Origin of the sequence: Bradyrhizobium sp. USDA 336 (assembly GCF_044908355.1) — a bacterium.
Taxonomy (GTDB): Bacteria; Pseudomonadota; Alphaproteobacteria; order Rhizobiales; family Xanthobacteraceae; genus Bradyrhizobium; species Bradyrhizobium yuanmingense.
Genome location: NZ_JBIYDC010000002.1, coordinates 3360779 through 3375367 on the forward strand (window position 1 = coordinate 3360779; position 14589 = coordinate 3375367).

The following is a 14589-nucleotide window of genomic DNA, read 5'->3' on the forward strand; positions in this document are numbered from 1 at the left end:
GCTCGAGTGCGACGGTCTTCATCATAGACCGTCGCACTCGATGCGGTTGCGAGGCTCATAAGAAGCGCAAGCGCGATCGGGGGCGCGTTCGCGCCAGCGGCGGCTTACTTTTCGTTTTCTTCCGTTTGCTCTCGCTCCAGGTCGCCGATCAGCTTGCCAATGCGCTGCGCGGTCGTGGGATCTTTCGCTCCACGCAGCAGGCGCTTGGATTGTTCTAAACGAAAAGCAACCTGCTCTTGGCGGGCGAGTTGGTCTTCCATCATTTGCTTTCCTCCAGGGAGGAAGACGATTGGCAGGGCCAATGGTTCAAATCTATTGTGCCGGCGCGCGGCGCTCCGCTCGATTGCAACAGTGCCGCACCAGGCATAGGAACGAACCAGGCCAAACAGCCGAGTTGAACAGGAGGAACGATATCTCGTTATGGTTGTTGCCCTGGCGGATCCTCGAACGTGGCGGGATCGAAGACCGAAAGTCAGCAGAACAAAATGGTGAGATCTCTGTCATCCCTCGCGATCTTCATGCTCCTCGGAGCGGCGGTGATCGCTTTGCCGACCTTTGCTCCAAAAGTGCAGGCGGATGAGCTCGTGGCGCTGGCCAAAGGCGACCGGCTCAAAATCCGAGCCGCTTTCCTAGATTGCTCGGCACAGGTCTGGCCGGACTTTCCCACGTCCTGTTTGCGACACGCTGGCTCTGGAACGAAGATCCAGGAAGCTCGTCTCGTGACTGCCCGGCGATAGTTCGGTCCTCGTTCAATCAGCTAGCCTCAGGGATCAGCCCCCCAGTTCTTCCCGTCCAAACCAGCCTGGCAGCATCAGACCGTCACGCCGAGACGAGACACCGCGGACGCGGCGAATTGGCTGGCCTTTCTTCCCTCGAAAGGCGCAGCAATGGGCGCGGCGTCGGTCCAGGGCAATCGGTTTACGAGCATTCGCGGGTGCCGAGACTCCCTCGGCCCGCCGAGAGAGAGCGAGATCACCATGTCAATAGAGCCAATCCAGGTGCCGAAAGTTCTCATCGTGGAGGACGAGATGATCCTGCGGATGCGTGCGGTCGACATCGTGGAGGATGCCGGGTTCTGTCCCATCGAGGCGATTAATGCCGACGAGGCAATCTCGGTTCTGGAGTCCCGATCGGACATCTCGCTGCTGCTGACCGATATTCAAATGCCGGGAACTATCGATGGCCTCAAGCTCGCCCATGCGGTGCACGAGCGCTGGCCCTCGATCAAGATCATTCTGGTGTCCGGCCAGGTAAAGCCGTCCGAGGCGGAACGGCCGGCGAACAGCAGATTTTTCGGTAAACCGCTCGGTGTCGAGCAAATGATCACCGAGCTTAAGGCGATGGTGGGCGCAGGTGCTTTGCAGATCGTTCCGACGGCAGGCGACTGGACGCTCGGTGGCGCGTTTGACGCCGCGCGCGCCTCCCCCTCCCGGTCGGAGCAGGAGGCTTCCCTGTCCGCCGAGAACGACAGCCTTCGCTTGCTGCTCGAACAGGCCAAGATCGACGCGCAAGCTTTGATCATTCAGGCCGGCATCGATGCCGAGCAGCGAAGTGCCGCCGACAAATTGCAGAAGCTGATCCTCGGTGAGCTTCATCATCGCGTCAAGAATACGCTTGCCATGGTGAGTGCAATCGCGTCCCAGAGCTTCCGCGGAGCGCCGAGTATCGAGCATGGACAGAAGGCCATGGAGGGCAGGCTGCTCGCATTGGGGCGAGCCCATGATCTGCTGATGCAGGTGAGTTGGGCCGATGCGAGCCTGACCCACACGCTGAGCAGCGCAACGGAGCCCTACGACAGTCAGGGCGACAGACGCTTCCACTTCAATGGACCGGATATCAGGATTACGTCGGTCGCCGTCATTGCGCTTGCGATGACGTTGAACGAACTGTGCACCAACACCACCAAGTTCGGCGCCCTGTCCGTCCCGACGGGCCGCGTCGAGATTTCGTGGGCGATCGATGAGTTGAAGCAGAGGCTTCGCCTAGTCTGGACTGAAAGGGGCGGTCCCCCCGTCGAGCCGCCCACACGCCGGAGTTTCGGCACCCGGATGATGGGGTCTCTGGGCCAGCAACTGACCGGGCAGGTGAGCCTCGCATATGAACGGGGCGGATTAGTCTACACGCTGGACGTGCCACTCGGCTCGATCGCCGTGGTCGCGTGATCTGGCTTTTGTTCAAGCCCTGAGCGAGCTCTGTCGAAAGGGTCCGATACCTTAGCTTCCCAGCTGGGCCGGCGCCGTTTGGCTTGCCGATCGCCTGAGAATCCAACAAAAAGGCCGCGGATTGCACCGCGACCTCTTGCATCGGCTTGCTTCGTCTCTCAGTAGGTGCCGATCCCGACGCTCACGCCGGGAGCGCGGAAGCCAACGCCGCCGCGGTCTTCATAGCCACGTCGCTCGATGTAGCGCTCACGTGGTGCATATCCGTACGCATCGCGCCCTTCGCGGATGATGACGCGCCTTTCGCTACGTTCGCGCCAGCACCGTCCGTCTTCATTGCAGACCATGCGAATCTTTTGAAGGCTGCTCTCCGGCGTGGGCGATGTGCTGAGGGAAAGCGGGGCTGCCGATGCCGCGGTCACGATAAGCGTACTGGCTGCGGCTGCTAAAACTGTGAGAATTCTCATGAAGTATCTCCCAAAAGAAGTTTGTGTCAGTGAGCCAATAGAATCGCGAAACAATGGTTCCGGGAGAGCAAGAAGAAACTGCTCCGCAGAAGTAGCTAATGCTATCGGTGGCGTGAACGCGAGTTGCGCTCCCGCTTACCCCGCAGCGGAACATGAAAATCTTGGCTCGACGATCCCAGAACCATCATCGACGTTCGAATATCGCCTGACGCAAGAAGCGCTCAACCTTCGCCAGCAGGCCAAAGGGATGCCCGCTGGTATCCGCCGCTCGGAGCTTTTGCGAAAAGCCCGGCAGATCGATGTTGCCGGAGAGGTCAACAAGTGGTTGACCTCGCCGGGACTATTGGCGCCGCTTTAGGACTTCATCTCCAACAGGCTGAACCTACGTCCGCTCCGTAGAGACCAACTGGTATCGGGATTTTACTCTCACCCTCCCGGGGCTGATCGACCGCCGTCTGCGCTTCATTTCAAGCGGGCGGCGTTTTTGCTTCCGGCGGCGAGCCCTTCGCCGGGACTGATCCGCAACTGGGAGTAATTCCCAAGTGCCTCCCAGCGGCGCCGAACACCTTCACCTCGACCAAAGGCAACGGCCTCAGTGCGGGGGCATCTGAGGCCGCTAAGCCTTCCGCCGGGCATTGGGGCAAAATGTCGACCGGTCAGTGGGCTTGGCTCTCGGAGATAAATCTCCGATTGCTGAGGACCAAGAACTCCCAAGATCAATCGTTCCAGCCGCTTGAGAATATTGCTCGTCCTAACTTGGGCAATATTCGAAAGACTCAGGACGTGCCCCTCCTCCCCCGGGGGCTCACCGGCGGCACTGACTTGCCATTTGATGGAAGCGATGACTTCGATGAGTCGCCGTTTTGGGGTAGCGCTAGGACAAGCAATCCGCTCGAGCATGCCAAAGCACTACGCCGATTTTGCACCTGATGAATAACTCCCCCTTGGGTCACCTCGTTGCGGAAGATGAAACCAATTGACCTTCCCTCGATCAGAGCGGCTAACCATTGATCCGGGGGTGGTCAATATTGACCAGCGGCTGTCAGAGTTTCAGGTCATATTTCGCCAAAATGGGGGTTGGCAGATCAATGCAGTCACTCGACGATAAGCTTTTTTACCTCCGCTCCATTTCAAAGGATCTCAATACACAGCTGCTCACTTTGATCGCTTTGCGAGAGAGCACCAACGAGGCCCACAGAAGGATCGCCTATCGGGGCTGGCGCAGGAGGCGACGACGCGCGAGAGAGAGAATTTAACGGCAATCTTCCTTTTCTACGCTTTGCAGAACTTACCCATATCGGTCGACGCTCGCTCCTCCAACTTCTAAACAGGCCGAGTCGCTCTTGCGCATTGAGCCAAGCGCGAATCAGGTTGAGCTGGACTCGCCAGCGGTTGGTCCTCGCTGGTCCCAGAGAATGACGGACCAGCTCTTTCGTGAAGATGGTAGAGGCCTACGGGCAACGAACTATATCAAAGAAGCAAAAGGCCGGGCGTCGCCATCCGCATTCTCGGGCGCCATGTGTCCGCCGGCGGCCGAAGCTTCGGCTCGGCGACGATGGCCATCCTGCTGATCAAGAGAGCTGCCACCGAGCAGGCATTCCGGATCACATTGGGCACTTTTGTCCGGTCGATATCGATCTTGTTCTCCGAATGTTGTTGAATGTACTGCGCGTCGAAACCGTATTGGATCCTCCAGGATCTTGCCGCCACGACCGAGCTGTGGTTTCGCAGCTCTGCTTATCGCCAAGCGCGGGTCATTCTACTACGATTGTGATACTGAGCGCACATGACTCCAGTCGCGAGATTTCTCGTGGTCCAGGTCTCAGGCCAGTCTATGAAACGCTGGCGGCAACACCTCCCGAACGAGTTGACTTAGATCTAAAGCCTCGCCGCTTTCCGTAATGTCAGAGAATAGAACCTCGACAAAGGGATGCTGGCGGTTGAATGCGGCGCCTCGCTGGTACTTCGCGCTCACAATCCGCTGAAGTGCGGCAAGGTTCAACCGGCCAAGCGCATTGTATTGATCGCGGAACAGACTTTGTCGTCCTCCACGGTGCTCGACAGACTCCGCCCAAACGTCCATCACCTTCCGGCCCATGAACGCCTCGATCTGTTCATTTCCGTCCTGAGCAAGAAGCCGCAACCCGTCCATGGTATGTGGTCCGTCATCGACCCGAAATTGTGTAAGTGACATGGAAATCTCCTGTTATCGGCATCCGGTTAGATCGACAGCCCGTCGCGCACTGCGCCTCCCTCGTTGTCCCACCGTGAGAGAGCCAAAGTGCACGATCTCGCATCGCTAGGCATGTCTTCTGTTAGAGGCAATTTGCCGTGACCGGCGTCATCCTTGTGGTTATGAAGAAATCGGGCGATCTGGCCGCGGAGCGCCGCCGTCTCCAGCAACTCGCCAATCGACCCGGCAGTGTCGAAGATATCGCGTTGCAGCGTGGTCGGTAGAGCGTTCCATTGCATGATGATGGCTGCGCCAAGATACCGCAGAACAAGCTCTTCTTCAGCCGCAAGGGCTACGCCGTCCGATCGGCCCTGTTCCGCCACTGCGCGGTATTGCTGAGATTTAAACATGCTGGGCTCTTTCGTTCGAAGTCTCAGCCCATCTCCCCACCCTGGATGGTGAGACTTAGAAAGATATGGGGATCAACGGTTTGAATAACGAGCCTCGGCCGTACAATAAGATGGCACAAGAGTGAGCAATATTGACCAGCGGGCTGGGGTACCGAGCCAGCATACTGCCTCATCACCGCCCGATCATCTGCGTCGACATCCGCATTCTGAACACGTCAACTGCGCTCATTCCCACGTCGTAGCGATCGCAATCCGGTGATTAACAGCCGCAGCCGTAGCCGATGCGCGACGCGCTCGGGGAAGCGCAGGCGGTGTCGCCCTCGGTGGGCAGCGAGCTGACGCGCTCAACAGTCTGCTTTCTTGTAGAACTGGTGAAAATCGGCAGGTAAGCTGGCTAAAAACGCTCTCGCCGCTCGTTCAAAAACGCCAGGGCGCTTGGCAGTTAACCGAGATCGGGCAGGTTTGTGAGGCACAGGAGGCTCCGTGACAAAGCCAACCAAGGGCATCTTTGACCCCAAGAAATTCCTCGCCAAAGTGGGTGCGGGGAAAACGATTCTCGAGCTTCCCAAGAACCGGCATGTGTTCCAGCAAGGCGATGTCGCAGACTCGGTGTTTTACATTCAGAAAGGTAAAGTCAAGCTAACGGTCGTATCCGAGCAGGGTAAGGAGGCGGTTGTCGCAATTCTGGAGCCCGGCCAATTCTTCGGCGAGGGATGCATGAACGGTCATCAGTTACGCATCGCGACGACAACGACGATGGAAGATTGCGTTATCACGTCGATCAGCAAAGACGCGATGATGAAGGCTATTCGTGACGAGCCGAAATTTTCACAGCTCTTCATGTCGTATCTCCTGACCCGGAACAGTCGGATTGAGGAGGACTTGATCGACCAGCTCTTCAATTCGAGCGAGCGGCGGCTTGCTCGACTGCTGTTGCTGCTCGCCAATTTCGGCAAGGAAGGCAGCCCGCAGCCGATCAGCGCGAACATTAGTCAGGAGACATTGGCTGAGATGATCGGGACCACGCGATCCCGCGTCAGCTATTTCATGAACAAGTTTCGCAGGCTGGGCTTCATCAGCTATAATGGGCACATCGAGGTCCACAATTCACTGTTGAGCGCGGTTTTGCATGAGAAGCCCCTGCTGAGAGAGCGAGATCAGTAGGGCGGTCGGAAAAAAACGACCCCAGGGCGTGGGGGCGCGCTGAGGCCGTCATTTCATCGGATGCTTTGGGGGGCATATGCATCCGGTCGCCCCTCACCAAGTCGCGCCGCCGGCGTTCGTTCCGCAGGGATTCGAGGTCGAGATTCGGTACACCGAAAGGCAGGTGAAATGCCGGCCGACGTCACTATTCCCCTTCTAGGAAATGTCCCAACGCCTTAAGGGGGCGCAACCTGTCGCAAACGATCTTCAGAATAGCCAGCATCGGCACAGCCAAGATCGCACCCAGCACGCCCCACATCCAGAACCAGAACACCAGCGACAGGATAATCAGCACCGGGTTTAGCGTGAAGCGCCGCGCAAGCAGCAGGGGCGTCAAGATTTCGCCCTCGACGAGATGAATGCCAAAGTAGAGCACCGGCGGCAGCAAGGCCCACCACAAGCTCTCGAAGCTCAGCATTCCGACCAGCACAAAGATGCCGACGCCGAAAAGCGGCCCCAGAATCGGAATGTAGTTCAGAAGGAAGGCCGTGGTACCCCACAACAGCGGATCTCCCAGGCCGCAAAGATACATCGCTGCCGCCGTCGTGACGCCTACCCCGGCATTCATGGCCGTAATTGTAAGCAGATACCCCGATATGTCCTCCTGGATCTGCTGAGAGATATCGACGGCTTGTCGCTTGTTGCTGAACGTCGGCAGAATTTCAACGACCCGCCGGAGGAATATGTTGCCCGCGACTAGAAGAAAATAAAGCACCAGGACCGTCGTAAACAGGCCATCGAGTACGGAGCGCGTGCCGGCGAAAAGGACGCCTGTTATGCCCAGATCGCGGCGAACCGAAACAATTGATCCCTTGCCGGGCGGAGCATCTGCAGCCTGCTCGGCCTGTTGAATGACTTTTTGCAACGCCTGAATCGGCCCGCTGACAAGCCGTAGGTGTGCCTCCAGGCGGGGAATGCCCTCGGGCAGCCGCTCTGCCCAGGTCGTGGCCGGCACCGATAACGCCGCCACCAGACCGACAAGCGCTCCAATCACCAGAAGAACGGTGAAGAGCGCTCCCACAGCCCGCGGCAGATGCAAGCGTCCCAAGAGGGGGACAGCGGGTTGAAGCAGGAGATTCAGCACGAGGGCAACCATGACCGGAAGAATGATCGAGCTTGCGACGTAGAGCGCCGCCAGGACACCTAATCCGAACAAGCCACCGAGAAAAAACGTCCGCGGATCAGACGGAAGCGGCATCTCCGTCTCATTGCGAGCATCGACTGCCGCAGCGTGTGGATCTGGCAGATCAACATCAAGCGGGACCGAAGGACTATGCAACGGCGGTATGACGGCAACCATGGTTTTCCCTCTGGAGATGAGCGGATCATCTCCTCGGTGCCAATCGCCCCCCTTTTCGGCGTCAGGCTTCGCAAGAGCACAGGCGTGAAGTTCTTGCTCCGCTCTTCGGGCAGGCAAAGTAGCGGATTACGAAGCCAGCCTAAATTGCAACGATGACGACTTCGTCGTGTCCGCACCTTGCGCATTTAAAGGTGCGCACATCAAAACCGGGCTTGTCCGGTTCGATGCAGACCAACGTCATCGGCGTGCGGCATCTCGAGCAGCCATGAATTCTGAAGTCTGCGGCACTAAGCCTTGGATTGGATCGACTAGACGGCATGATACTCCCCTTGAGAACCAGGCGGGAGCGCGACACTCTCAGTCACCGATGGATGCCTATCGTAGGGCGGTGATCAAACAACCTACCTTTTGGAGTTCCCTGTGCGCTGGTCAATATTGCTCGCTTTCCGCAACAAACTTGCGGAGGAGATAACAACACCACGCGCGCGGCGCCCGGTTCATATATTGAGGGCGGCTCTTGAGCCGCCCTCTTGCGTTCAGCTGCTTGTCATGTGGTTCGGGAGCTCGCCTACCCCTCAATGATGTAAACGATCTCATGCGTACGCGGGCGAAGGACAAAATACTTGCCGTGCACCAGGATGAAATCGTATCCACGCCATTCCGGATAGATTTCCACGATACGTGACGGCATCGGGTAATAGCGGATACCGGCGGGCACAGCCGTTCCGATTGAGAGATTGAAATTCACGTTCGTTACTTCCTCGACTTTCTCTTGCTTCATCGCCGAGGTTATCTGGGTGCGCTTCTCGGCGGGAGGAGCTGCCGTCGCCGAGTTTGCCGCATTTCCCGTCGTCCTACTGTCGGAGGTCGATGGCTTTGTGTCGGCAGACGGCGTTTTCAAGTCCTTTGAGGTGGTTGTCGAATCAACTGCCTTTGCCTTGCTGTCGGCTTTCAGCTCGCTTGCCGGCTTGGTGTCAGGAAGTGATTTCGAGTCAGCTGTCGGATTCTTCATGTCCTTCGAAGCGGCGGTCGGAGCAGTTGAGTCCGGAGCCTTCGACCGGCCGTCAGCTTTCTTGTCGCCCGTCGTTGTTGCCTCCGGCTTGACCTGTACATGTTGAGGCTTACCCTCTTTTGACGTAGCGCCGGGGGGTAATGTCTCGGCTCCCTTTGCCGCTGGTGCATTCATCGGCACCGCGCTATCGCCTTTAGGCGAGGCGGCAGCCGGAGACTCCTTCGCTGCTCCCTGATTGACGCCTTGCGCTGTCGCCAGCCCTGTCGTGGCCAATAGCGCCGCGACAGCTGCAGAAACTATTAAGGACTTCGTCAGCTAATATTTTCCAATCAAACTGCATTCAAGCCGACGAAGATCGGCCATAGGATGGAACGGCCCTAACAAGCTTTAGTTCCCTGCAGTGCTCGGTTGCGAACGAGACGCAGTCAATGACGGGATGACATTCGGATCTTCGCTCGAAGCTCTCATCTCGCAAGGCGAGCGGCGCAATTCGCTGAGGCGACTACCCAAATGGTATTTGACTTGTGGCTCTGCCAGTCAGTGGATCGTTCGGGCCGTTAGGTGCTATGCTGCCGGTAGTCGAGCGCAGTCAGTCCACGGATGGCACGCGCGCACAGCTTGTCGGCATCGCGCTCGCCGTCGCCTGCTGCCTGCACAATTCTCCTGGCAATGATTTCCCGATCTACCTCCAGCTGGCCGATGTGTTGAAGCGTTCGACATGCCAGGTCGTACGCTGCGTTCACGGCGGTTACCTGCTCTGGGTTAATGGATAAGCTTTCGAAGATCTGATTGATACTGGCCATAATGCTCCTCCCGGCAATGCCTCGCGATGAACCAGAGCCGCTTTGCTCCGGCACCGCGGGACAGAGTTCTAAGCCATGTTACCGATTTGTCGGGGTCATCTTTGCAACAACCTCAGCGAATGGCTTGTACGACTCCTTGGCAAGATCGCCGTAAAGCGTGCCGATCTTCTGCGACTCCACAACGAACGTGCCATAGGTTGCCTTGGCGAAGTCGGCCTGAACTTCAATCGCCTTGTCGAGCGACTTTACGCCCGAGAGCTTCTCAACAAACAGTCTCGTATGCTCGAGCGACTTCTTCGTGTAGTCCCCGTAAGCATTGGCAATCGCAAGGAAGGCCCCGGGCAAGGCGCTGGACGAAGCTCTTGTATTGAGCTGATCATTGCCATTCGGTTGGTGCGGCACATTCTGCTCTGTCTGGATGTGATCTGACATTTGTGTCTCCTTGTTTCGCTTGGTGGTGGATCAACGTTGCTCGCCACCGATGGTTGCTTCAGGACCCTCACTTATCGCTGGTCCGTTCCGGGGCGTGTGTTCGTAGGACGAGCAGCAGCCCGCTGTGTCTACGCTTGAATATCTCATCGACCGGTGAGCTAAGCGTTCCGCCGGCGACGCGTCGGCGCAGACAGGACAGCCAGGCCGGTAGATGCCGTTCATGGGAGCGACCGGACAACTGCATATTCTAAAAAGGAGTCGAATCGTGAAAGCGCGTGTTTGGGATAACCAACGCTAGTTCGGAAGATGATCAATATTGGCCAGCGGCAGCAGCATGCATTGCTCAACGATGGTGCATCACCGCGCCCAACGGCATCCACCGGTGACTGGGAGTTTCGCGCTCCCGCCCTGATCAAGGCTAGCTCAATGACCATCCAGCGACCGATGTGTCCCGAATGCCAGATAAGCATGATGCTGGCGCGCATTACGCCCGGTCCCGCCGGCTTTCGCATTCAAACCTTCGAATGTCCCGCTTGTGATCTCATCCACCAGCTCCTCGACGAAGCAGTCGACCCGATGAAATGCGCAAATACTTTAGCTTGGTTTCGGGGCGAGCTGCGGGCGCCGACATAGCACGCGCGCAACCGAAGCGATCAGGCGCCGAAACCATCGATGTAGGCCTTGCGGCGACGAAGCCGTGGGGCGAGCCTAGCTTCGCTACGGCCGTGACCCGCTCAACGGACATCTAGCTCAGCGCCTCGTTTCGCGAACTCAGCGTCGCCCTTCGACGTATCGAAGGATAGTCTCCGAAAGGCGGACGACCAGCTCCTTCAGCTCCATATTCTCTTTTTCGAGAGAGCGAAGGGTGCCCCTCATTCGCATCTCGTCGTCCGGACTCTGAGGCCAAAAGCTGGGTGGCTTTCGCTCGGCGATCATTCCTTCCTCCCAACAGCCCGCCCCCCAAGGATACATGCTCTTAGAGACACCGATTCGCTGGTCAATTTTGCTCAGTCTCCACGGCGAGCGCGTTGGTTATCAAATGGCCCCGATCTGCCGCGACGCTCTCGGTTATGGCTGCTCTTGCCGCCCACTAGCACGACTATCATGCTAGGACAGCCATGCTGCCCAACGCCTTCGATGGAAGCGCCCGAAGCCTGACCCAACAATACCGCCGGTAGACGTAGTCACCCGAAAATCCGCATCATGATTGCTTTGCCGAGGGGGGCGGCGCGTATGCCGGTGAATGCGGTGACGTAGTCGCCGGAATAGAAAGCTCGAATGAGATCAACGCGCGTGTTGAGGGTCTCATCGAATCGGATTGCAAATCCATCCGCTGTACGCCGCACGACCAGAGCGGCGAGAGTTCTCTCACGAAGTGTGCAATGGACGACGGTGCCAACCGGTGGAGGATTGTTGCTCACGAAGCGGGCACCCGTGATCGACATGTCGGCCAAACGGTAGATGCCGGACCGCCCACCGATATTGAAAAGAACTGGCTCAGTTCGCTCGAACCGCTCGGCCTTTCGCCGCCGCGGCTGCTCGACGGACACCAGGCAGACGATCGTCAGGACGACTGCATTGTATAAACTCCAGGCCAGCGCCAGGCCGCCATAAGCGATAATGTCGCCTTGCGCATGAAGCACGAAGGCATAGGTAATTCCGGCGAGCGTAATCGCCAACGCGGAGCCGTAGATCCTGAGCAGCGGCCATTCGATGAAACCTTGATCGCGATCCCCGCCCTTTGCGGTGACCTCGAATTTGTGCCCCAGCGGCTTGAGCAGTCCCCTCGCGACTGCTTTGAGAACCGCTGGCAAAGCAATGTATTGGGAGACGTCGGACATCACCGCCATTGACCGTCCACGAGAAATCCAGGCGATGGTGAGCGAATACCAGATATAAAACGGCAGGAAATATCCGAGGAGTATGGAAAGATCCGCCTGAACGGCTTTGATGCCGAACAGAAGATAAAGGCTCGGAATGACAAGACCGAATACCTTGATGACATAGGTCGAGGTCCAACTCATGAATGCTTCGACCAGGGATAGCCTGTCGACAAGTTCCAGCCGCGATCTTCGCGAAAAGGGGCCGCTGCGCCCCCGAATTATCTGCATGAAGCCAAGACACCATCGGCTGCGCTGAGTGATGTACTCCTTCAGTCCTTCGGGGGCCAACCCCAAGGTCAGCCGCTCGTTCAGGTACACCGTGCGCGCGCCAATCTCCTTCAGCCGCAGTGTCAGTAGATAATCCTCCGTCACGGAATCGGTCGGAAAGCCGCCAATTTTCACCAGTGACGAGTGTCTGATGACCGACGACGTGCCGCAACAGAAAGCCACGCCCCACGCGTCCTTCGCTGGCATCAGAATATCGAAGAAGAAGCGCTGCTCGTCCGGCCAGACCTTGGTCGCGGCCAGGTTGGTTTGAATCGGATCCGCATTGATGAAATGCTGAGGCGTCTGCACCACGCCTACGCCAGGATCGCGGAGCAGGCACATCGCGCGAGCGAGAAATTCGGGCATGGGAACGAAATCGGCATCGAGGATCGAAATGAAGTCGGGAGGATCGACGAGCCCTGTCACATGACGAAGAGCGTGGTTGATGTTGCCGGCCTTGGCGTCCTTGTTGTCGGGCCGAGCCAGATAGCGGCAGCCGAGCTCGCCTGAAAGCTTTTCGAGCCAGCGGCGCCGCCCGTCGTCCAGCACCCAAACTCGATAGTTAGGATAGTTCATTCCAGTTGTGCCGACGATCGTGCGCTCGAGAATCGAAACTTCCTCGTTGTAGGTGCAAATGAACACGTCGATGAGGGGAGTGTCCCGTCCGGCAAGCCACCGCCTATTGGCTTCGACTTGCGGCGTTCGATCGATCGTACGACTGAGAAACAGTAGCGACAGTGCACTCGCCGCGAGTGATGCAGCCTCCACGAGGAGGAACACGACTCCCACGACGAAATCGGCGGTCCAGCCGACGGGCGGGATCGTGGACGTAAGGCGCCATCCAAAGTAGCGGATCATGAGCAGCAATAGAATCGCGATCATCAGCGAACGCGGCGCAGAGTTCCCAGGCCGCAGCCAGGGCAGGATGGCAAGGCAGAACCCGAGCGCAAGAAGGCCCGGTGTCAGCGCGGCGATCATGGCATTCTCGCACTATCTGCCGAGAAGATGACGCGTCCGGTTCGCCCGACCGGACAATCGTTGGAGCCATCGTTAAGGGCGGGGACCGAAATTGTGGCACGATATGGTTCCTTGCTCAGGGCATCGGGATTGATGGCGAGGTTGGCCGCGGCCCCTGCGGAGCCCGTAAGATTGACCACGGTGCCGGCCAACTCGGGCCCTTCGGCGCTCGGTCGGAATTGCGCGACCGATCCAAGTTGCAGGCTGTTATACACACTCTCCCTGACGTTCGCCGTCACCACCGCGCCGGAACAATCGAGCAGGCGAACGAGCGGTTGACCGGCCCGGACGTCCTCACCTGGCGCAGTCAGGATTTCCCAGACTCGGCCGGCGACGGGGAATTTGAGCTCCGCTTCGGAGCGGCTGCTGTAGCGAGATCGCTCGGATTCAATCTCACCCTCGAGCCACGCGATCTGCGCATCCGCATGCGCGACGTCCGCGGTGAGCCCCTCCGCCCGCTGCCGCATTTCCTCCTCACGTTGCACCGAACTCGGACGATCGTTGTAACTGTCGCCGAGAAAGGTGCCTTCGCGGGCGGCGGTGAGCTCAACCTGGGTTGCATCCAGGCGGCGTCGCGCGCCGATCTCAGTCTGTTGGGCGATGGTTTGATCTCTCGTCAAGCGCCCAAGCTCGACGGAGGAAACGCTGCCCGATTTTACAAGCGAAGAGGCTCTCTCCACCGCGGCCGTCGCCTCCTCGCGACGCGCCGCGGCCGCTTCGATTGAGGCCTGGATTTCCGCGATGCGCGCCTCGAGCTGACGAATACGCCCCTTCGTGAACAGGGCCGCCTGACGCGCCAGATCCTTCTGCGCCGCGCGAGCCGATGCTATCTTCGAAACGAGGCTTGGCCTCTCGTTTTCCAGGCGAGACATCTGGCTGCGCAGATCGTCGAGCCGCACGCGGTCACCGCGCGCGTTGACGACACGAAGGATGAACGTGCCCTCGGCGACGATGCCTGGATCGCCCGACAGACCGGCGCCGGATGAAATCTTGCCGTCAATCGGCGACCTCAATGTCACCAGCCTCGCGTTGACGACTGCTTCGACGCTTGACGTCTGGAAAACCGCTCTCAGGGGGAGCCAGCCGAATACTGCGACGATGGCGATGCCCACGGCTGCCTTCACAAATCGCAGTGGTGTCCGGCTCGGCGCCACATTTGCACTCGGAGCGTCAGTCTCCGAGACCTCGGTCTTGCCGGGATCAAGATGCACGTCCAACGCGTGCCGTGGACCGGACCCGCCATTTGTTGCGCCGTCGATCGGCGTCGTGAGGGGGCCACCTGTGTGTGGGCTGCCGCGTTCCGGCGCGGAGGTGCAACGCGATTGATTTTCCATGGTAGGCATGATCACCAATTCGCAACCTCGGCGAGAGATGCAGGCTACGGAAGAAAAATGTCATGTTGGTGAGACAAGCGCTAACCGAAACGCGAGAATGGTCTACAATGGCGGAGGGCCGGGGAGCCG

At 58.5% G+C, this 14589-nt stretch carries 14 protein-coding genes; 4 read left to right on the top strand and 10 right to left on the bottom strand.

Translation table 11 applies throughout. The features are described from left to right. Positions 1-104: 104 nt before the first annotated feature. A complete protein-coding gene (locus ABIA45_RS16610; protein ID WP_271542372.1) occupies positions 105-263 on the bottom strand; it encodes a hypothetical protein in 159 nt (52 codons plus the stop codon). A gap of 714 nt (positions 264-977) precedes the next feature. Here ABIA45_RS16610 and ABIA45_RS16615 point away from each other — a divergent pair. Then, the gene (locus tag ABIA45_RS16615) at positions 978-2162 is read left to right on the top strand and encodes an HWE histidine kinase domain-containing protein (RefSeq protein WP_271542374.1); all 1185 of its coding nucleotides are present in this window, start codon (positions 978-980) and stop codon (positions 2160-2162) included. 158 nt (positions 2163-2320) lie between these two features. On the opposite strand, the gene ABIA45_RS16620 is transcribed toward ABIA45_RS16615, so the two are convergent. Further along, the gene (locus ABIA45_RS16620; protein ID WP_247421723.1) at positions 2321-2626 is read right to left on the bottom strand and encodes a hypothetical protein; all 306 of its coding nucleotides are present in this window, start codon (positions 2624-2626) and stop codon (positions 2321-2323) included. Between ABIA45_RS16620 and ABIA45_RS16625 the strand changes: the two genes are divergently transcribed. After that, the gene (locus tag ABIA45_RS16625; protein ID WP_271542379.1) at positions 2625-2984 is read left to right on the top strand and encodes a hypothetical protein; all 360 of its coding nucleotides are present in this window, start codon (positions 2625-2627) and stop codon (positions 2982-2984) included. The genes ABIA45_RS16620 and ABIA45_RS16625 overlap by 2 nt on opposite strands. Positions 2985-4448: 1464 nt before the next feature. Here ABIA45_RS16625 and ABIA45_RS16630 read toward each other — a convergent pair. Beyond that, positions 4449-4820 carry a signal transduction histidine kinase gene (locus tag ABIA45_RS16630; protein ID WP_404542899.1) on the bottom strand — a complete coding sequence of 124 codons (372 nt, stop codon included), beginning with the start codon at positions 4818-4820 and terminating at the stop codon, positions 4449-4451. 26 nt (positions 4821-4846) lie between these two features. Beyond that, the gene (locus ABIA45_RS16635) at positions 4847-5209 is read right to left on the bottom strand and encodes a hypothetical protein (protein WP_404542900.1); all 363 of its coding nucleotides are present in this window, start codon (positions 5207-5209) and stop codon (positions 4847-4849) included. Positions 5210-5692: 483 nt separating this feature from the next. Here ABIA45_RS16635 and ABIA45_RS16640 point away from each other — a divergent pair, with 483 nt between their 5' ends. After that, on the top strand, positions 5693-6373 hold the full coding sequence (locus ABIA45_RS16640) for a Crp/Fnr family transcriptional regulator (RefSeq protein ID WP_271542385.1): 681 nt from the start codon (positions 5693-5695) through the stop codon (positions 6371-6373). 184 nt (positions 6374-6557) lie between these two features. Here ABIA45_RS16640 and ABIA45_RS16645 read toward each other — a convergent pair whose 3' ends face one another. From ABIA45_RS16645 to ABIA45_RS16660, 4 genes are all read right to left on the bottom strand, one after another. Next, the gene (locus tag ABIA45_RS16645) at positions 6558-7712 is read right to left on the bottom strand and encodes an AI-2E family transporter (protein WP_404652861.1); all 1155 of its coding nucleotides are present in this window, start codon (positions 7710-7712) and stop codon (positions 6558-6560) included. Positions 7713-8280: 568 nt separating this feature from the next. Next, positions 8281-8997 carry a DUF1236 domain-containing protein gene (locus tag ABIA45_RS16650; protein ID WP_404652863.1) on the bottom strand — a complete coding sequence of 239 codons (717 nt, stop codon included), beginning with the start codon at positions 8995-8997 and terminating at the stop codon, positions 8281-8283. A 284-nt stretch (positions 8998-9281) separates the two neighbouring features. Then, a complete protein-coding gene (locus tag ABIA45_RS16655; RefSeq protein ID WP_271542389.1) occupies positions 9282-9527 on the bottom strand; it encodes a hypothetical protein in 246 nt (81 codons plus the stop codon). 78 nt (positions 9528-9605) lie between these two features. Next, positions 9606-9959, bottom strand: coding sequence for a phasin family protein (locus ABIA45_RS16660; protein WP_271542391.1), 354 nt, complete (start codon positions 9957-9959; stop codon positions 9606-9608). Between the two features lie 306 nt (positions 9960-10265). Between ABIA45_RS16660 and ABIA45_RS16665 the strand changes: the two genes are divergently transcribed. After that, complete coding sequence (locus tag ABIA45_RS16665) at positions 10266-10592, top strand: hypothetical protein (protein WP_271542393.1); 327 nt, start codon at positions 10266-10268, stop codon at positions 10590-10592. A 551-nt stretch (positions 10593-11143) separates the two neighbouring features. Here ABIA45_RS16665 and ABIA45_RS16670 read toward each other — a convergent pair. Together ABIA45_RS16670 and ABIA45_RS16675 are read right to left on the bottom strand one after the other, a co-directional pair. After that, on the bottom strand, positions 11144-13087 hold the full coding sequence (locus tag ABIA45_RS16670; protein ID WP_404652865.1) for a glycosyltransferase: 1944 nt from the start codon (positions 13085-13087) through the stop codon (positions 11144-11146). Beyond that, positions 13084-14238 (bottom strand): HlyD family efflux transporter periplasmic adaptor subunit, encoded by a 1155-nt coding sequence (locus ABIA45_RS16675; RefSeq protein WP_333919546.1) that lies wholly within the window; start codon positions 14236-14238, stop codon positions 13084-13086. The genes ABIA45_RS16670 and ABIA45_RS16675 overlap by 4 nt, the downstream gene beginning before the upstream one ends. Between the last annotated feature and the right edge of the window lie 351 nt (positions 14239-14589).